Below are 18,870 nucleotides of genomic sequence, written 5' to 3' on the forward strand. Positions count from 1 at the left end.
CTCCCGTTGTCGTGGAGCTTTCCGATACCCCACTGTCCTGGTTTCACACGATCCGGTCGCCGCCGCCCTCGGCGGTGACCAGTTCGCCCGTGGCGGGGGCCGGGACGGCTGCCGGCAGGGTGAAGCTGAAACGGGAGCCGCCGCCCGGCTCGTCGGCGGCGCTGATCACGCCACCGTGGCGGTGGACGATGCGCTGACAGATGCCCAGGCCCAGACCGGTGCCGGCGAAGGATCCGGCGGTGTGTGCCCGGTGGAAGTTGCCGAAGATCGCCTCGTGCTGGCCTTCCGGGATGCCGATGCCGTTGTCGGTGATCGTCACGGTGACGCGGCCGTCCTCGCGGTCGGCGGAACGGATGTCGATGGCGGGGGCGACGTCCGGGGCGGTGTACTTGATCGCGTTGCCGATCAGGTTGTCGAACAGCTGACGTACCAGCGCCGGGTCCGCCTGCACGCGGTGCAGGGCCCCGATGCCGAACCGCGGCATCGGCGTTCCGGCGGCGATCGCCGCGTCGGCGCGGGCCGACGCGATGTCGGTGACGAGCCGCCCCAGGTCGACCGTGACAGGCTGGATGGCCGCGTCCCGTGCGGTGGCGTAGGCGAGCAGGTCGTCGATCAGCGCCCGCATCCGGCCACCGGCCCGCTGGGCACGGACGAGACTGTTCTCGGCGTCGGCGACCATCGGATGCGCCGGGAGGTCCTGCAACGCGTCGGCGGCGGCATCGGTCCAGCCCCGCATCGCGGCCAGCGGGTTCTGCAGGTCGTGGGCGACGACACCGGCGAACGCGGCGAGCTCGTCGCGATGGCGCCGCTCCGCGGTGACGTCGTGCACGACCACGACGGCCCGGGGAACCCCGTGCTCGTCGACCAGGCGGGTGCCGCTGACGGTCAGGATGCGCCCCTCCGGCGTGTCCGCGTTACGGACCAGCATGTCATGGCGGGCGTGCTCCTCCCCGGCGATGACCCGGGCGTAGGCGGTCTCGTCGTCGGCCATCGGCCGGCCGTCCAGGTGGAACAACCCGTAGTAGCCGGTACCGGCGACCTGGTCATCCGGGCTGGTCCGGCCGCCGAGCAGTCGGACGGTGGCGGCGTTGCGCAGCAGCACCCGTCCCTCGGCGTCGATGACGGTGAGCCCGTCCGCCATCGAGTCGATGATCGCGGTGAGCAACTGCCCGTGCTGCTGGGCCTGTTCCTTCTGCGCCGCGAGGTCCGCTTTCTCCGCGGTGAGCTGCCGCATCAGCGCCCGCCGCTCGTCGCGGCCGAGCGCTAGGGCCAGGCCGATCACGGCGACCATGCCGATGAAGAGCTGGACGACCAGAGCACGGGTGGCGTGGTCGGCGATGCCGGCGAACAACCCGGATCGGTAGAACGTGAACAGCACGGCGGCGGCGCCGCCCAGCAGACCGTGGCAGACGACGAAGGTCGTCGGCATCCGCAGCCCCGCCCACACTGTGAGGCTGATCAGCGCGAACGCCACGGGAAGCCCGTGCAGGAAGGCGAAGGTGAACCAGTACGCCGCCACCGAGCAGACGATCATCGCGGTGTACTCGGCCACCCGCCACCGTCCGGTCGACCGCCAGGCTCGCTGTGCCCAGGGCCGGAGGCGGCGCCAGGTCCAGTCGGCCGGCCGGCGGTGCCAGGCGCCGCTCACCCGCAGGCCGACCCCACCGATGAGCAGCACACTGGCCGTGTTGCGGGCCATCCACAGGGCGCCGGGCAGCCAGGTGACGTCACCACTGATCAGCCACATGCCGGTGACGACGACCAGGGCGCCGAGACCGGTGCCGGCCGCGGCGGCGCCCAGGAGGATCCACAGATCACGGAGCCGGGTGAGTTCCTGGCGGCCACCCTCTTCGCTTGGCGCCTCTCCCCCCGGCGGCGGCTGCCGGCCGCGGAACAGCCACAGGAACAACGCGATCTGGCCGACGTTCGCGACTACGAAGATCACGGCGAGCCGGCCGCCGGCGCCGGTGGCCAGGTTCGCCGCGAAGGTGATGAGCACCAACGCGAGGGCATCCATCCAACGCGTCCGCGGGTCACGTTGCGCGCAGAACCACAGCACCAGCACGCCCGCGGCCGGCCAGACCATGCTCAGCGACGTACCGTCGATGACGGTCATCCGGCCGCCGATCGTGGCCAGCGCGTAGGCCGAGGCGAACAGGATGCTTCGCGCCAGAGATCCGCGGAACGTCATCGTGCACCTCCGCCCGAAACCGGATTGCCCCGCTCCAGCCCTATCGGCACACCAGGCCCCGGTGCTGAACCAGGCGATTCCCCCGGCGGGTCCGGATTCGCCTACGCCGGGGCCGTGATGTGCCGATGGGAATAGAGGCCGGTCCGTCCCGCTTGGGGCGGCAACGAGGTCGGCCCGGATGGCCTGCAGAGTTGCGGAGGTTCGGCATGCGGTGGTTCGACGACTTGTCCGCCCGGTTGAAGATCTACGCCGCGGTGGCGGTAGCCGGGGTGGCGGCGGCGGCGATCGGTATGGTCGGGTTGCAGAAGATGGGACAGATGGCCGACGCGGCCGAGTACCTGTACCGCGACAACCTGGTGCCGGTGGCCCAGCTCGGAACGGTCCAGGAAGAGGTGCAGCGCTCGTGGCTGGCGCTCCTGGACACCGTGGTCGTCCAGCCGAAGGCGGACACCGCCGCCGACCGGAAGACCATGGCCGACGCGGACGCCGAGGTGGACGCGGTGTTCGCCGAGTACACCGCCACCGACATGACCGGCCGGGAACAGGCGGTGCAGGAGTTCCGCACCGCGCTGGGGCAGCTCCGCGAGGTGCGTGACGCCCAACTGGTGCCGCTGGCGCAAGCCGGCGACGTGCCGGGCTTCGCGAAGGTCCGTGACACCGCGGGCCGTCCGGTTCTGAACACGGCGGTCTCCGCGCTGGACGAGCTGGTGGAGATCGAGATGAAGGTCGCCGCCGACAAGCGTGCCGAGACCTCGACGGCCTACCAGTCCGCCCGCACGTTGATGATCGTCCTGCTGGTGGTCGGCCTGGCCCTCGCGCTGGGCATGGCGTTCCTGGTGGTCCGCGGCATCATGAAGACCCTGGAAGCGGTGGGCCGGGTCACCCGGGCTCTGGCCGACCGCGACCTGACGGTACGGGCCGGAGTCGCCGGCCGCGACGAGCTGGGACGGATGGCCACCGAGCTGGACTCCGGCACCATGGCGGTGGCCGCGAGCGTGGATCGCATGGCGCAGGTCGCGGTCACGTTGTCGGCGGCCGCGGTGCACCTGTCAGCCGTCAGCGGCACGTTGCAGGCCGGCGCGGAGGAGGCGTCGAGCCGGGTCGGTTCGGCGTCGGACGCCAGCGAGAGCGTCAACTCCGGTGTGCAGAGCATCGCCGCCGGCGCCGAGCAGATGAGCGCCTCGATCACCGAGATCGCCTCCAACGCGGGCCAGGCGGCGCAGGTCGCCCAGCAGGGCATGACGGTGGCGCAGCAGACCACCGCCCGGGTCGCCGAACTCGGACTGGCGAGCGCGGAGATCGGCCAGGTCGTTCAGTTGATCACCAGCATCGCCGAGCAGACAAACCTGCTGGCGTTGAACGCCACCATCGAGGCGGCCCGGGCGGGTGAACTGGGCAAGGGTTTCGCCGTGGTGGCCGGCGAGGTCAAGGAACTGGCCCAGCAGACCGCGAAGGCGACCGAGGACATCACCGCCCGCATCGGCGCGATCCAGTCGTCCAGCGGCGCCGCGGCCGCGGCGATCGCGGAGATCACCGAGGTGATCGGGCGGATCAGCGACTACACCACCACCATCGCGTCCGCCGTCGAGGAGCAGACCGCCACCACCGCCGAGATGAGCCGTTCGGTGTCCGATGCCGCGACGCACAGCGGGGAGGTGGCCCGGACCGTCTCCGGGGTGGCCGAGATCGCGTCGAGCACCGCCCACAGCGCGCAGGAGACCCAGAAGGCCGCCGCCGACCTGACCGCCATGGCCGACGACCTGACCCAGCTGGTCAACGGCTTCCGCCACTGACCGCCCGGCCCGCCGACGGGCCGCCGGTCACTTGGCCGACGGCTGGATGATCGGCATCTTGTCCGACCCGGAGAACTCCAGCACCGTGTTGGGCCCGGTGATGAACGGGGCGATGGCCTCAGCCGTCAGCGACCGGACGGTGACGCCGTCGTCGAAGGCGTTGTGGTCGCAGCCGGAGTAACGGACGACGACCTCGGATCGTCCGGCGGCGGACGTCACGAGCAGGACGATCAGTTCGCTGCCGTAGGAGGCCTCCGGCAGGCACTCCGCCGGGCGGTCCGGTCCGCCGCCCAGGGGCGCCCGCGCGACGGCCTGGATCGCCCGGCTCGCCGCGGCGCCGTCCAGCCGGAGGGAGGAGATCAGCCGCGGCTGTCCGCCCTCGCCGGCGTCGTCGATCGGGAATCGGCAGGCCGCGACACCGGACACCTCCGCCAGCGACGTCACCTCGACGGGCTTTGCCGGGCGGTGCCGCGGGTCCCCGGCGATCGGGTGCGTGACGGGGCAGCCGGAGCTGTCGACGTCCACCCGCCGGATCGTCTTCACGATGCGACCGCGCAACTCGGCCGGTGCGTTCACCGTGACCAGGACACCGTTCAGGCGGACCGTGGTCTGGTCGCCCTCGTCCCGCACGCCGTCGGGGTCCGGGGTCCGGTCCAGGCCGACCACCGGGCCGGTGTTGGCCAGCAGCGTCGCCGGGTCCGGCTCGCCGCCGGGACACCCGGCGAGGGTGGCCGCCCCGGGCCGTCCGACCATGGGTTCCTTCGTGGGGCCGACGCACCACTGGCTCAGCCGCTGACTGCCGTTGCCCCAGCCCCAATCGCCGGGCACCGCGACCTCCACACCGCCGTAGGACTCCCACCGCCAGCCGGCGGGCAGGGCGGGGTCGGCGCTCGCCGAACCCGCGCTCTCCGGAACCGCGACGGAAGGGCCCGGCTCCGGAGAGCCCGCCGGCCCCGGCGAGCCGCAGGCGGACATGCCGCACACCATCAGAGTCAGCGCCAGAGCTGCCGAGCGTCGCATGTCTCTCCCCACCGTTCGGGCGTCTGCCCCGGATTGGACGCGGATGCCGACGGCACGGTTCCGGTGATCCGCCGCCCTCCACGTTCACCCGTGGAGAGCAAAGACCACGATGGGGTACGGACGACGCCCGCACCCCATGACCGGGCTTCAGCGGGCGAAGCGCTCCCGGCGGACCGTCGGGCGCCGGCCCCTGATGGTGCTGCGCTGCATGGCCGCGATGACCTTCTCCGCGGCCGGCTCGGGAACCTCCACCAGCGAGAAACGGTCGGTGATCTGGATGGCGCCGATGTCGCGGGAGTTGAGGCCCGCTTCCCCGGCGATCGCGCCGACCAGGTCCTGCGGACGGATCCCGGCCCTCCTGCCGATGCCGAAGAACAACCGGGCGACCCCCGCGTCGGGCCCTCGGGAAGACCTGCCGCCCTGGCGGGAGTCGCGGTTCTGGGCGTTGCGGCCCTCCGGCGGCACCACCGGCGTGGGGATCTCGTCCTCCTCGCGGTCGCCGCCAGCCGCCTCGTGCAACAGCTTCACGGCGGCGAGTGCGATGTTCTCGACGTCGAACTCGTCGGTCAGCGAGTCGAGGACGACCCGGAACCGCTCGAGATCGTCGGTTTCCAGGCTGGCCTGCAACGACGTCCGCGTCACCTCGAGCCGCCGGGCCCGCAGGTCGGTGACCGTCGGCAGCTTCTCCAGGGTGATGCGCTGCCCGGTGAGCCGCTCGATGGCCTTGAGCATCCGCTGTTCCCGCGGCTCGGCGAGAGTGATGGCGGAGCCCTCCCGCCCGGCCCGGCCGACCCGGCCGATGCGGTGGACGTAGGCCTCGGGCGCCGACGGCACATTGAAGTTGATGACGTGGGTCAGTTGCTCCACGTCGAGGCCCCGGGCCGCCACGTCGGTGGCGACCAGCAGCTCGGTGCTCCCGGCGCGCAGCCGGCCCATGACCCGGTCACGCTGGTCCTGGCTCATGCCGCCGTGCAGTGCCTCCGCCCGGTACCCACGCCCGTTCAGGGTCTCGGTGACCTGGTCGACCTCTTCCCGGGTGCGGCAGAAGACGATCGCGGCCGTCGGCGCCTCCACGTCGAGGATCCGCCCGAGCGCCGCCGACCGGTGTGCCCGGGCCACGACGTAGGCGCTCTGCCTGACCAGCGGGAGCTCGCCGGGCGCGACGGCCTTGCGGCCCATCGTGATCCGGACCGGATCACGCAGGTGGCGGCGGGCGATGCTGTCGATGCGGGGTGGCATCGTCGCGGAGAACAGCACGGTCTGCCGGGTGGCGGGGGTCTCGGCGAGGATCGCCTCGATGTCCTCGGCGAAACCCATGTCCAGCATCTCGTCGGCCTCGTCGAGGACGACGGTGCGGACGTCGCTGAGTTTGAGCGTGGCCCGCTCGATGTGGTCGAGCACCCGCCCCGGCGTGCCGACGACGACATCCACTCCGCGTTGCAGCGCCTGCAGCTGTCGGCCGATCGGCTGTCCGCCGTACACCGGCAGCACGCGGACGCCCAGATCGCGGCCGTACCGGTGGACCGCCTGCGACACCTGCTCGGCCAGCTCGCGGGTCGGCACGAGAACGAGCGCCGCGGGGCCCACGTCACTGCGGCCGGCGATCAGCCCCTGGAGCACGGGCAGGGCGAACGCGGCGGTCTTGCCGGTGCCGGTCGCCGCCTGCCCGACCAGGTCGCTGCCGGCCACCAGTGGCGGGATCGCCTCCTGCTGGATCGGTGTCGGTTCTTCATAGCCGAGGTTCGTCAACGCACGGAGCAGTTCCGCCCGCAACCCCAGTCCGGCGAAACCCGCCTCGGACTCGAACGGATGATGGTCCATGACGACAACCTTATGAGAACCGCCAGGCTCGTCGCCTCCGGGGCGGGCGAACGTGTGCTCGCTCTCGCCGGCCGGCGGTCCCGCTCGCCGTGCGGAGGCCCGGGACCGAGGTTCGCGACGGGCCGGGCCCGGCCTGGCCGGTGAGGCCGCCGGCAGCGTCCGGAGGGGCCGCCGTGCGCTGCGGCGGCACGTAGTCCTCCAGCAGCGCCGGGGTGAGGCCGGCCCGGTGGATGGCCTTGAGCGCCGCGACGAAGTCGTCCCGGAACGCCTCGCGGAAGTGCATCAGGATGATGTCACCCGGCTGGACCGTCTTGCCCTCCTGATAGCGCACCTTCCCCTTGTGCACCGTTTCGGTCCACATGAAGGCGGCGGTCATCCCGCAGTCCTTGGCCGCCCGCAGCGTCGTGGCGTCCTTCTCCCCGAACGGCGGCCGGAACAGCGTCGGACGGCGCAGGAACCATGCGCCGAGCCGGTCCGCCGAGTCGCAGATCTCGCGGCGCTGGAAGTCGTAGGACCGGCCGCGCAGCCCGGCGTGGGTGACCGTGTGAGCCTCGATGACCGCCCCGGCGTCGACCATCGGCCGGAAATAGGCGGGATCGTCCTTGATCGCGTCGGTCGTCAGGAAGAGCGTGACGGGGACGCCCGCGGCCGCGATCAGCTCCGGCGCCTCGGGAGTCTTGAGGTACCCGTCGTCGATGGTGAGGAACGCGACCTTCTGGTCGGTGGGGATCCGGCGCAGGTACTCCACCGAGTCGCCGGCCGGCAGCGTGATCGGCTGCGGCGGCGGGGCCGGGGCGAAGTCCGGGATGCCGTACCGCGCACGCCGGCTCGCCTGCGCCGACGCGGCGCCGGGGCCGGCCGGGATCGCGGACGTCGCGGGAGAGGCCGGCGCCGAGGGCGGGGCCGACGGGCCCGGCCCGGCCGAGCAGGCGGCCAGCAGGGCCACCGACCCGGCCGCTGCCATCACACGAACCATCCTCGCGTTCCACACCCGGATGATCCTGCTGCGCCCGGTGCCGGGCGCCGGTGAACGCCCCATGCGCACGAGACCGTGGTCACACTCGCGCGGCGCTCTCAGCGCGGATCCGGTACGCCGGCGAACGTTCCGGGCACCGACAGCGTCCGGCTCCTTCCCGGCGGCCAGAAGGTGACGAAGGCCCGCCCCACCAGCCGATCCACCCCGACGGCGCCGCCGCCCGCGTCGAGGTGCTCCCGGGAGTCGGCGGAGGCGCTGCGATGGTCGCCCAGGACGAAGACGCTGCCCGCGCCGACGGTCACGTCGAAGGGCCGGTCGGACGGCTCGTCGCCGGGGAACAGGTAGTCCTCGTCGAGCGCCCGGCCGTTGACCGTGATCCGCCGGTCCCGGTCACAGCAGACGACATGATCACCAGCCACGCCGATGACGCGCTTGATGTAGTTCTGGCCCGGCTCGGCCGACCACGCGGCCGGCGGTGCGAAGACCACGATCTCACCCCGGGCGGGATCCTGGAACCGGTAGGCGGTCTTGTTGACCAGGACCTTGTCGTCGCGGAGCAGCGTGGGCTCCATGGAGGGCGACGGGATCCAGAACGTCTGGACGAGGAAGGTCCGGACCACGACCGCGATCGTCACCGCCACGGCGATCAGGACGATGTGCTCGATCCAGCGTGGCCGGCCGGCCCGGCGGTTGTCGGTCGGTGTGGACATTCGCCGCACCGTACAAGCCGCCCGCCACTATCCGGTCATGCGCCGCCGGCGCAGGGCGCGCATCGAGACCTGTGAGCCGCAGCCGGGACTGCAGTAGGCGCCGGAGGCGTTCCGGGTGCGGTCGAAGAATCCGTGGTGACAGGGTGGGTTGCGGCAGGCTTTGAGGCGGCCCCACCGGTCGGTGGCCGCCGCGTCGGCGACCGCGGCGAGGATCGACCCGAACGCGCCCGGCACGCCTGCCTGGTCGGAGGCGAGCACGGCGCCCTCGGCCGTGATGACGGCGGCCAGCGGATGGAGCGAGGCGGTCCGGCGCAGGTGGCTCTCCGCGGCGGTCAGCGCGTCGCCGCGCCCCTCCCCGGCTCCGGAGTGCGCCAGCATCACGGTGACCAGGGCGTCGCGCAGCTCGCGCGCGCTGGCCGCGTCGGCCGCCGTGACGACGACGTGCGGCTCGATCAGGCCGGCCGCCTGCAGCCAGCACGCCAGGGCCTGGGCGTCGCCGAGACGCTCGACGGCGCCGCCACCGTCGGCCCTGGTGTTCACGAAGTCGAGCACCAGCGCTGTTCCCGGCGGCGGAACGAGAGGGCTACTCATCGGTGAAGCATACCGATGAGTAGCGAGTCAATCGATGTGGCCCATAACACCGGGCAGCAAAAGTGCTTTGATGTTGCGCGCTAAACCCTTACGGTCGCAACATGACAGACGAAGCGAAGACCTGGTTCATCACCGGCGCCACCTCCGGCATCGGACGCGAGCTCACCACCGCCGCACTGCGTCGAGGCGACAACGTCGCCGCCCTCGCCCGGAAGGCCGACGGCCTGGACGATCTCGCCCGGCGATTCGGCACGACGCTGCTCACGGTGCCTGCCGACGTCCGCGACGAGGCGGCTGTCCAGACCGCGGTCCAGCGCACCGTGGAGACGTTCGGCCGCATCGACGTCGTGGCCAACAACGCCGGCTACGGGCTGTTCGGAGCCGTGGAGGAGGCCGGTGACGCTCAGGCGCGAGCCGTCTTCGACACCAACGTGTTCGGCGTGCTGAACGTGCTGCGCGCCACGCTGCCGGTGCTGCGCGCGCAGCGGTCGGGCCACATCCTGCAGGGCTCGTCCGTCTACGGTCAGTCCGCGCACCCCGGCGTGGGCCTGCTGTCGGCCACCAAGTACGCCGTCGAGGGCCTCTCCGACGCGCTGGCCGCGGAGGTCGCCCCGCTCGGCATCCGGGTGACGATCGTCCAGCCGCGGTTCACCGCGACCGGGTTCCTGTCGAACCTGGATGTGGCCACGGCGAAACCGGACTACGACGGCACCGTCCGCGCGGTGCAGCAGGCGATCGGCGAGCTCACGGCCACCGACTTCGCCGACGCCGGGGACATCGCCGCGGCCCTGCTCGGCGTGGTCGACGCCGATGCCGCGCCGCTGCGGCTGGCTCTCGGCACGGCGAGCGCCGAGAGCATGCGCACCGCGCTCCAGGCCCGGCTGCGTGACCTGGACGAGACGGCCGCCGTCACCGCGGCCGTCTGACACACCGGCGCGCCGCCCGGTCCGGACGGCCGGGTGGCGGCCGAGCAGGCGGCGGCCACGGCGCATCGGCAGGCCGTGCCGGGCGGTGCGCACCACCGACTGCGGGGAGCCGCCCAGCCCCACCCACGCCGGCAGCCGCCCGGACTCGGTCTTCGGGAACACGTCGGCGTTTGGTGAGGGCCGGGCGCGTGGTGCCGGTCCAGGTCACCGGCTTCTCGTCGAGCAGCTTGACGAACAGGTCGAGCTTCTCCTCGAACAGCACGTCGTAGTCGTTCATGTCGTAGCCGAACAGCGGGAACGACCCGGTGAACGACCCGCGCCCGAGGATCACCTCGGCACGGCCGGCGGACAGCGACGGTCAGGAAGCGGTCAGGTAGACGCGGCTCGCCTGCACGCGGCTACGCACCTGGAGTTTGTCGAAGATGCGCCCCAGATAGACGCCGACCGTCCGCTCGCTGATGAACAGCGCCTCGCCGATCTCCCGGTTGGTGAGCCCTTCCGCGACAGCGGCCAGGACCTCCAACTCCCGCTCGGTCAGCACGGCCAGCTCGCCGGCCGGCCCGGACAACGCCGCCGGGGGCACGGATACGGCGCCGTGGGCCAGCGACACCCGGTACCGCTGCGCCACGGCGCGAATCTCGCCGGCGAGCGGGCGGGCTCCCATCGCGGCGGCTGTCGCGTACGCCTGACGAAGGCCCGTGACGGCGACAGACCGGCGAACCTTACGCCGCAACAACACCTCGGCATGCCGGAGCCGCGCGTAGGCCGCGGCGTAGGGGTGCTGACGCCGATCCCAGGACGCCGCGGCACGCGCCCACGGGGCGGGATCATGACTGTCCTCGATCCGGCCCAGCTCTCCCGCGCACAGATCGAGGTAGCCCCCCACCACCTCACGCAGGGCGCCGACGTCGCTCAACGGCCGGGCCAGGCGATCGCGTACGCCGTTGAGCCGGCCCAGCGCGCTCGCGTCGACCGGCTGACCGGCGGCGTGCGCGTCCGCCTCCACCCGCAACCCGTGCCAGGCCAGCACGCCGAGCAGCACGAGGTCGTCGGAACGGGTCTCGGTGAGACCACGCTGGATCGCGGCGCGCGCGTCGGCGTACTCCCCCTGCCAGATGGCCAGGCCCGCGCGCAGGGTCAGCATCGGCAGCACGTGCCGGGCGCCGCCGTCGGCCAGCAGGGTCGCCACCGCGTCCAGATCACGACGGGCGTTGCTCACGTCGCCGAAGCCGACCCACAGGCGACAGCGGGCGAGCAGCACCTCCACCGCGGCGGCGCCCGAAGGGCGGAGCCGTATCGCGGTGTCCAGCACCTCATCCGACTCGGCCCACTGCCCGATCCGGAACAGACCGTTGCCGGCGATCGCCAGCAACCGGGTCTGGTAGGCGCGGCCCGCGCCGAGCCGGGTGAGTCGCTCCGCACCGCGCCGGGCCACCAGCACGCCTTCCTCGACGCTGTTCAGCGGCCCGGTGAGCAGCTCGGCGAGATACAGATAGGCCACGCCCAGGTCTTCCGGGTGCCCCGACCTCTCGGCGATCTCGACAGCCTGCCGGATCACGGCGAGACCCTCGTCCGGATCCCCGCGGAACGCGGCGCTGAAGCCCCGCGCGGCGCTGGCCCGGACGATGTCCGCGGTCGAGCCGTTCGTCGCCGCCAGCTCCAGGGCCTCCCGCGCACGCTGGTGGGCGTCCGCGTACCGGCCGAGGTGCAGCAGCAGTTCGGCGAGGAACGCGGCGGCCGAGGCGCGCTGCCGCGGAGTGCAGTCGAGCGCCTCCAAGGCACGCTGGTACTCCACCTCCGCCGGCCGCGGCCGGCCGGCCGCGGCCAGATAGCGTGCCCGCCGGAGGTGCATGTCGACCTGGCCGGGCGCGTCATCCCGGCCGGCCAGATCCTCCAGCCGGGTGAGCGCCAGGATGTGCTCACCGCACTGATGTGCGGACTCCGCGGCACGTTCCAGCAGTTCACCGCGTTGCGGATGGCCCGCGTCGGTCAGCTCCAGCGCGGTGGTCCAGAACTTGTGGGCCTCGTCGAAGCCGTACAGGCGCTCGGCGGCTCGGGCGGCGGCGATCACCGCGGGCAGCGCCCGGGACGGCTCGCCGGCCCGCTGCCAATGGAACGCGAGCCGGGCCGGGTCGTGCTCGCCGTCCTGCCGCTCCAGCGCCTCCGCGTACCGGCGATGCAACGCCGCCGCCTCGGCGGGCAGCACCTCTCGTGCGAGGACCTCGGCCACCAGCCGATGACGTAGCCGGTAGCCCGTGCCGTCGCTGTCCACGAAGCGGTACGCGATCGCGGTGCGGATCGCGTCGATGAACAGGTCCTCGGGCAGCGGCACGACCTGGGCCAGCACGTCGTGCTCCACCGGCTCGACACCGGCGGCGATCGCGTTCACCAGAACGTGTGCGTTCGAGGGCAGCGCGCCCAACCGGGACAGGAAGACCTCGCGCAGGGTGTCGGACAGCTCCGTCCTCCGGTCACGCAGCGCGCCGGCCAGTTCCTCGGCGACGAACGGGTTGCCGCCGCTGCGCTTGTAGACGCTGTCGGCGTCGGCGACCGCCACGTCATCGCCGACGATCGTCCCCACCAGCGTCCGGGTGTCGTCGCGGGACAGCGGCTGCAGGTCCAGCACGCGGATGGCCGGCAGCCGGCGCAGCTCCGCAAGGACCCGGCGCAGCGGATGCGTGCCGTGCAGGGCCTCGGCCCGGATCGCGGCGAGCACCGAGACGCGGATGTCGCCGAGGCCGGCGAGCAGGTACAGCAACAGCCGGCGGGTGCTGCGGTCGGCCCACTGCAGGTCGTCGAGCACCAGGAGCAGGCGCTGGTCGCCGGCTATCACGCGCAGGTCTCGCGTGACCTGCGCGAGCAGCGCGTCAGCGTCGTCCGCGGTCACCGCGAGTGCCGGCGAGTCCTCGTCGTGCCGGCGCAACGCGCGCAGGACCGGGTGCAGCGGCATGGCGTCACCGATGTCCAGACAGGCGCCGAAGAGGACCGCGAAGCCGGAAGCGTGCAGGGCGTCGGCCGTCTCGCGCAGCAGCCGGCTCTTGCCGACACCGCTCTCCCCGGTCACGAAGACTCCGGCGGCGCCGTCGGGACCGGCGCCCCGCAGGATGGACTGGATGTCCGCCAGCACCGCCGCGCGCCCGACCAGTGGACCGTCACTGCGGTAGCCGAACGAGGGCCGCTCAGACTTCACACCCTGGGCCGCGAGCCACAGCCGGCGGAAGCGGCGTTCCACGTCCGCCTGTCCCTGCGCGAGTGCGCCGACGAGTTTTGCCAGTATCTGCCAAGACGGGACACGTCGGCCACTCAAGGCATCGGCCACGGTGGTGTGGCTCACGTCGTCGAGTGAGCGCGCGAGAGACCGCGCGCTGGGCTGCCCGGCCAGTTCATGCAGCTCTTTCAGCGCGTTGACGAGCTCTTCCCTGCCGTGCGCCGGCGTGGGGTCGGTCGTGCCCATGAGTTCCTTTCACACTCCGTCATCATGGTAGACCTACGTACGCCGTTTTACACTGCCTTACAGTTGCGTCGCCACAGTCCCCGTGCCCTCACATCATCGCTTCCCCTTCGTAAGGAGGGCGGCCCGTGCGTTCGACCGAGATCAGAGACGCTCCCCCATCGCCCCCGGGAGCCTTGATTCGCGGCGCCTTCCTGCGCCCGATCCCCGGGGTTCACCTGCGGCGCCGGCACCGCCTCCTGATCGACGAGGTCTGGTATTTCGCCCTGGAGAAGAACCGGTGGCCGACCTATGCGGAGCTCGACCGGCGGCTTGATCACAACTGCGATCTCGCCCTGGACCAGGTCAAGGACACGCTGCCGCGCGGTCTGCTGCATCGCGTCGGCCGGGGCGAGCACACCGATCGAGACGAGCCCGCCGTGATGGCGCTCACCGTCGCCGGGGTGTGTGCGACGGGACGCGGGCGCCGGGAGCTCCAGCTCTTCCTCGACGCCGTCCGATACGCCGCGAAAGTTCAGCGCGAGTACGAGCCCCCGGCCGGCGATCCCCAGCGGCTGCCCGTCCTCACCTCCCAGGCGCTCGCCACACATCTCGGCCGGGAAGGCGGCCCCGGCGACGGCCTCCTGGCGCGGGTCGGCCTCCTGCTCTGCTCGGAGCCCTGGTGTTCCCGGCGGGCCTCACCGTCCGCCGGCGGCTGGGCATTCGACATCGACCGTGGTGTCCGCCGGTTCCGTGACGTCACGACCCTGAAGGACTACTGCCGCCTGCGGCGCAGGCCGGCCCGGGTGGGAACCGCCTCGCACGCACCGGGCGACGGCCAGGCCGTCGTGCCGGCGCCGGCCGGAGGGTCGGAAGCGATCATGGCCGTCCTCACCGGTGTGGGCGCCTACCTGGCCGGCCTACAGGTGCACTGGCAGTTGCCCCGCACCGGCTCTCTCGTCGTCCTTCTCACGATCACCGCGTCCGCGCTGACGGCGGCGCTGCGTCAGAGGCGCTGGCCGTGGCGACCCGCCCCGACGGTCCTCCTGTTGGCGCTGGCGGCGCTGGCCGCGGTGTGCTTCGCCCTGACCTTCTGAAATCCGCGCCCATGCCCGGCGTCCGCGCTTCGCGGGAACAGCGCAGCATTGTTTGGGCTGAAGCCGCGCCCCATGCCCGGCGTCCGCGCGGTGCGGGATCGGCGGGAACGGCCCGAGCCGTTCCCGCCACCATCAGCGGGAACGGCTCGGATCGGTGTCAGGCGGTCAGCGCTGCCGGGTCAGCAGGCCCGGCCGGTACGGCCATTGCCCGTAGTCGCCGCCCGAGTTCGGCGAGCGGCCCTGGTAGAGCAGTTGCAGGTTGCAGGGGTCGATGGTCATGGTCTGGTCGGCGTTGGTGCGCAGCAGCTCACCGTGGCTGATGTCGTTGGTCCAGGTGGCGCCACTGTTGGCCTTGCCTGCGAACGGGTTGCTCTGGGTAGCCGCGTTCGGCGTCCACGAGCCGTTCAGGCTGCTGGCGGTGAAGGACCGGAAGAAGCGACCGTTGGAGCCCTGCGCCTCGACGATCATCAGGTACTGGTTCTGGCCCTGCACCTTGTAGACCTGCGGCGCCTCGAACAGGTTCTCCTTGGTGTCGCTCATGATCGTCGTGTACGACGAGCCGAAGTTGCCGGGGAAGTTCCCGATCGGCATGCTGGTCCGGTAGATCTTGCCGTTGTCGCCGGCGAAGAACAGGTACATGTTCTGCCCGTCACCGATGACCGTCTGGTCGATCGGGCCGGTGTCCGAGCCGGTGATCGACCCGGTGAACATCGGCTGTGCCGCGGACCAGCCGTTGGGGTTCGTCGGGTCGTTGGAGGTGCGGTAGAAGAACGCCGCGCCGGCGCCCCACTGGTAAGTGAGCACCCAGATGTTCTTCGGCGCGAAGTAGAACAACGACGGCGCCACCGTGCCCTGGTTCATCGCGTTCTGCGACGCTGAGGCCATCTCCGACCAGTTCGTGAACAGGCCGAAGTTCATCGAGCCCCAGCCGGCGCCCCCGGGGGTGCCGTGCGTGGTCGCGTACACCAGTTGCTTGCCGTTGTAGGGCGCGACGGTGAAGTCCTTGAGCGACGCCCAGCCGGGCCGCGGGTTCGCCAGCACGCCGGTCGACGACCAGCGGTACGACGACGGCAGGGTGCACGTGCCACCGGTCGGGGACGACGACGGCGTGGTGCCGCCGAGGCGGACGAGTTGCCACTGCTGGTTGGCGCCGTTCCAGTCGCTGTACTGGACGATGTTGGCCCCGTCGGCGGTGGATCCGCCCTGGACCTCGACGGCCTTGCCGCTGTTGCGGTTGATCAGCTGGATGTAGCCGTCGATGTCCTGCACGCTGAACTGCTGGTTGGTCGTGTTGTTGTCGGCCCACTGCACGATCGCGCCACCGTCGGCGGTCGACAGGTTGTGGACGTCGAGGACCTTGCCGGAGTGCTTCGACTTCAGCCGGTAGAAGCCGTTGCCGGAGTTGACGAACTGCCACTGCTGCTGGGCGCCGTCGTTACGGGTCCACTGGGTGATCCGGCCACCGTCGGCGGTGGACAGGTTGTAGACGTCGAGAGCCTTGCCGCTGGTGCGGTTGACCAGCACGTACGACGCGTTGGTGTCGATCGTCGCCGCGGACGCGGCCGAGGCGGTCACCGCGACGGCTCCGCCGCCGGCGAGCACGACCATCGCGGCCAGAGCGTTACGCCACCATGTGCGGCGGTTCGGGCGGGGAGTCCCGGCGGACGGTTCCGGGGGTACGGGTTGCATGCGTGTCTCTCCTCGGGGGATGCGGTGGTGGGGAATGGACCGGGGATCATGGTCAGGGGGTGGTCAGGTCGAACCGGTTGACGGTGACGGCGCCACCGAGAGCCTGGGTGGCGTGGTTGAAGATGCCGAAGCGGTAGCCCATGAAGAACTGCCAGGCGTTGTTGAGGGTGAACGCCGGCCCCAGGGGCGTGAACGTGGTGCCGTTCGTGCTGTAGGAGAAGGTCGCGGCGCGGCCGGAGCCGGGCCGGATGTCGGCGCTCGCCCGCAGCCAGATCCGGCCGCCGGTGACGGTGGCGCCCGCGGCCTCGGCCCCCGTGCCGGTGGTGGCCCAGCTGGAATTCATGGTCAGGCCGTTGGTCATCGACACCCGGGTGACGCCGTTGTCCTTGCGGACGCCGATCCAGGCCGAGGAGTCGCGGAGCATGGCCAGGCCGGCACGATCGCCGTTGGCCATCTGCGAGTAGTCCAGTTCGATGGTCGCGGTGGACGACGGCCCCTGGATGCGGTGGGTGAGCGTGTTCCGCGCGCTGTAGAGGTCGCCGGTCACCGTCGCGGTGGACAGCCGCAGCCCGCTGCCGACGCTGAACTTGCCGGTGTCGGGATTGTGGTTCCACTCCCACCGGTGTCCCAGCCGGTCGCCGGTGAAGGTGTCCGGGCCGGTCATCGGGCTCACCGTCTTCGACGTGGTGATGGCGGGCTTCGGGTAGCTGGCGCCCCAGCGGCCGTTGACGGTGGTCAGGACCGGCCAGTCGCCGTTCCAGGTGATCGGGGCGAGGGTCGGCACCCGGCCGCCGGGGTAGGCGTCGGTGAAGGCCATGTACCACCAGTCGCCGTTCTGGGTCTGCACCAGTCCACCCTGGTGCGGCACGCCGCCGCCGGGGATCGGGCCGGGCAGGTCGAGCAGCACTTGGCGTTGCTCGTACGGCCCCCACGGGCTGGTCGAACGCAGCACGTACTGGCCGTTGGCGGGGCGGGTCAGCCAGATGTAGTAGTAGTTGCCGCGCTTGTACATGCGGGCGCCTTCGAGGGTGCCGATGTTCGACGGCGTGGTGTAGACGGTCTGGGCGCGTACCTGCGAGGTCAGGTCCGGCGAGAGCTGGGCGACGCTGATCGTGCCGTTGCCGTAGGCGACGTACGGAGTGTCGTTGTCGAACATCAGCCCGGCGTCGTAGTAGCAGTTGTTGAGCCGGGCCTTCTTGCTCCAGGCGCCGTCGACGGCGGACGCGGTGTAGACGTAGGTGCGGTTGAACTCGGTGCAGCCGAGCCAGTAATAGGTGCTGTTGCTGGGCCGGTACTGGAACGCCGAGGCCCAGATGCCCTTCACGTACGCCCGCCCGCCGTTGAGGTCGTAGGCGCCCGAGTCGAAGTCCAGCCGCGGCACCGAGTGGCCGGCGTACTCCCAGTTGACCAGGTCGTAGGAGCGCAGGATCGGCGCGCCCGGCGAGTAGTGCATGGTCGACGCCGAGTAGTAGTAGGCGTCACCGACCCGGATGATGTCGCCGTCGGCGAAGTCCTGCCAGACGACCGGGTTGGTGAACGTCGCGCCGTTCGACGGCGTGGTGCCGCCGAGGCGGACGAGCTGCCACTGCTGGTTGGCGCCGTTCCAGTCGCTGTACTGGACGATGTTGGCCCCATCGGCCGTGGACGCCCCCTGCACCTCGACGGCCTTGCCGCTGTTGCGGTTGATCAGCTGGATGTAGCCGTCGATGTCCTGCACGCCGAACTGCTGGTTGGTGGAGTTCTTGTCGGCCCACTGCACGATGGCGGCGCCGTCGGCGGTCGACGAGCCGGTGACGTCGAGGACCTTGCCGGAGTGCCTCGACTTCAGCCGGTAGAAGCCGTTGCCGGAGTCGACGAACTGCCACTGCTGCTGGGCGCCGTCGTTACGGGTCCACTGGGTGATCCGGCCACCGTCGGCGGTGGACAGGTTGTAGACGTCGAGAGCCTTGCCGCTGGTGCGGTTGACCAGCACGTACGACGCGTTGGTGTCGATCGTCGCCGCGGACGCGGAGGAGACGGTCACCGTCAGCGCCGTGACGCACCCGAGCAGGAGCGCCGCCGCCGCGGCCACACGTCGCAGCAGGCGGCGCCGGGGCACGGCATCTGAGGTGCCATTGCTTGCGTGCATCGTTCGCTCCTTCGCCGAGGGTGGAATGGGGGCCACCGCGACGGCATACGAGGGTGTCACCATAGGGATGAAAACCGCGCCGGCCACCGGCCCGCACTGCGGAAAGGCACCGACGAATCGTCGCCAGACGTGAGCGCTCACAGGCTTGGATGAATATTGCCAGAGCATTTCGTAGCCCTCAAGCTCTCCTCGGCGCGCATCGGCCGGACCCGGCCAATGGACGAGTATTCCCAGGCCAGCGGGTTGCCATCGCCTCCCGCAGGCGCGGCACACGACTGCCGACCATGCGGTCAGCCGGCTCGTAACAGGTTTTCCCGGAATCGTGGAGCAGGCGTCGAAAGACGTGGCAGAGGCCCATTTCTCGGCGTTTCGCACGGGGTGGTCGGGAACTCCGCGTCCCGGCGCCGACTTCCGTATCTCATTCGGCGTAACACTTTTCTTCGGCCGCTCTTTTCAAACTCCGAATGTTCGCGTTCACAAAGACGGGCAGGGGCCTAC

The 18,870-nt window shown here is 71.3% G+C and carries 13 protein-coding genes; 3 read left to right on the top strand and 10 right to left on the bottom strand.

The window, feature by feature from the left end; translation table 11 throughout:
- Positions 1-43: 43 nt before the first annotated feature.
- Positions 44-2,191 (bottom strand): ATP-binding protein, encoded by a 2,148-nt coding sequence (locus QLQ12_RS10225; protein WP_282758910.1) that lies wholly within the window; start codon positions 2,189-2,191, stop codon positions 44-46.
- A 206-nt stretch (positions 2,192-2,397) separates the two neighbouring features.
- On the opposite strand from QLQ12_RS10225, the gene QLQ12_RS10230 reads away from it, so the two are divergent.
- A complete protein-coding gene (locus tag QLQ12_RS10230; RefSeq protein WP_282758912.1) occupies positions 2,398-3,984 on the top strand; it encodes a methyl-accepting chemotaxis protein in 1,587 nt (528 codons plus the stop codon).
- Positions 3,985-4,011: 27 nt separating this feature from the next.
- On the opposite strand, the gene QLQ12_RS10235 is transcribed toward QLQ12_RS10230, so the two are convergent.
- The 5 genes from QLQ12_RS10235 to QLQ12_RS10255 all read right to left on the bottom strand — a co-directional run bounded on the left by QLQ12_RS10235 (position 4,012) and on the right by QLQ12_RS10255 (position 9,102).
- Positions 4,012-5,004 carry a hypothetical protein gene (locus QLQ12_RS10235; RefSeq protein WP_282758913.1) on the bottom strand — a complete coding sequence of 331 codons (993 nt, stop codon included), beginning with the start codon at positions 5,002-5,004 and terminating at the stop codon, positions 4,012-4,014.
- A 147-nt stretch (positions 5,005-5,151) separates the two neighbouring features.
- Positions 5,152-6,825, bottom strand: coding sequence for a DEAD/DEAH box helicase (locus QLQ12_RS10240; RefSeq protein ID WP_282758915.1), 1,674 nt, complete (start codon positions 6,823-6,825; stop codon positions 5,152-5,154).
- A gap of 10 nt (positions 6,826-6,835) precedes the next feature.
- Positions 6,836-7,789, bottom strand: a complete 954-nt coding sequence (locus QLQ12_RS10245; protein ID WP_282758916.1) for a polysaccharide deacetylase family protein — start codon at positions 7,787-7,789, stop codon at positions 6,836-6,838.
- A 110-nt stretch (positions 7,790-7,899) separates the two neighbouring features.
- Positions 7,900-8,511: a signal peptidase I gene (lepB, locus tag QLQ12_RS10250; RefSeq protein WP_282758918.1), complete on the bottom strand. Its 612-nt coding sequence runs from the start codon at positions 8,509-8,511 to the stop codon at positions 7,900-7,902.
- A 27-nt stretch (positions 8,512-8,538) separates the two neighbouring features.
- Positions 8,539-9,102, bottom strand: a complete 564-nt coding sequence (locus QLQ12_RS10255; RefSeq protein ID WP_282758919.1) for a CGNR zinc finger domain-containing protein — start codon at positions 9,100-9,102, stop codon at positions 8,539-8,541.
- Positions 9,103-9,203: 101 nt separating this feature from the next.
- Between QLQ12_RS10255 and QLQ12_RS10260 the strand changes: the two genes are divergently transcribed.
- Positions 9,204-10,028: an SDR family NAD(P)-dependent oxidoreductase gene (locus QLQ12_RS10260; protein WP_282758920.1), complete on the top strand. Its 825-nt coding sequence runs from the start codon at positions 9,204-9,206 to the stop codon at positions 10,026-10,028.
- Here the strand turns inward: QLQ12_RS10260 and QLQ12_RS10265 are convergent.
- On the bottom strand, positions 10,012-10,359 hold the full coding sequence (locus QLQ12_RS10265; protein WP_282758922.1) for a hypothetical protein: 348 nt from the start codon (positions 10,357-10,359) through the stop codon (positions 10,012-10,014). The two genes, QLQ12_RS10260 and QLQ12_RS10265, sit on opposite strands and share 17 nt — an antisense overlap.
- 27 nt (positions 10,360-10,386) lie before the next feature.
- Positions 10,387-13,482, bottom strand: coding sequence for a helix-turn-helix transcriptional regulator (locus tag QLQ12_RS10270; RefSeq protein ID WP_282758923.1), 3,096 nt, complete (start codon positions 13,480-13,482; stop codon positions 10,387-10,389).
- A gap of 125 nt (positions 13,483-13,607) precedes the next feature.
- Between QLQ12_RS10270 and QLQ12_RS10275 the strand changes: the two genes are divergently transcribed.
- Positions 13,608-14,555, top strand: coding sequence for a hypothetical protein (locus tag QLQ12_RS10275; RefSeq protein WP_282758924.1), 948 nt, complete (start codon positions 13,608-13,610; stop codon positions 14,553-14,555).
- A 165-nt stretch (positions 14,556-14,720) separates the two neighbouring features.
- Here the strand turns inward: QLQ12_RS10275 and QLQ12_RS10280 are convergent, their stop codons facing one another.
- Both QLQ12_RS10280 and QLQ12_RS10285 read right to left on the bottom strand, forming a co-directional pair.
- On the bottom strand, positions 14,721-16,244 hold the full coding sequence (locus QLQ12_RS10280; RefSeq protein ID WP_407651444.1) for a non-reducing end alpha-L-arabinofuranosidase family hydrolase: 1,524 nt from the start codon (positions 16,242-16,244) through the stop codon (positions 14,721-14,723).
- Positions 16,245-16,296: 52 nt separating this feature from the next.
- Entirely contained in the window at positions 16,297-18,372 is a 2,076-nt protein-coding gene (locus QLQ12_RS10285) for an RICIN domain-containing protein (protein ID WP_282758925.1), read from the bottom strand.
- Between the last annotated feature and the right edge of the window lie 498 nt (positions 18,373-18,870).

Source organism: Actinoplanes sandaracinus (assembly GCF_030009775.1).
In the GTDB taxonomy this organism is placed as follows: Bacteria; Actinomycetota; Actinomycetes; order Mycobacteriales; family Micromonosporaceae; genus Actinoplanes; species Actinoplanes sandaracinus.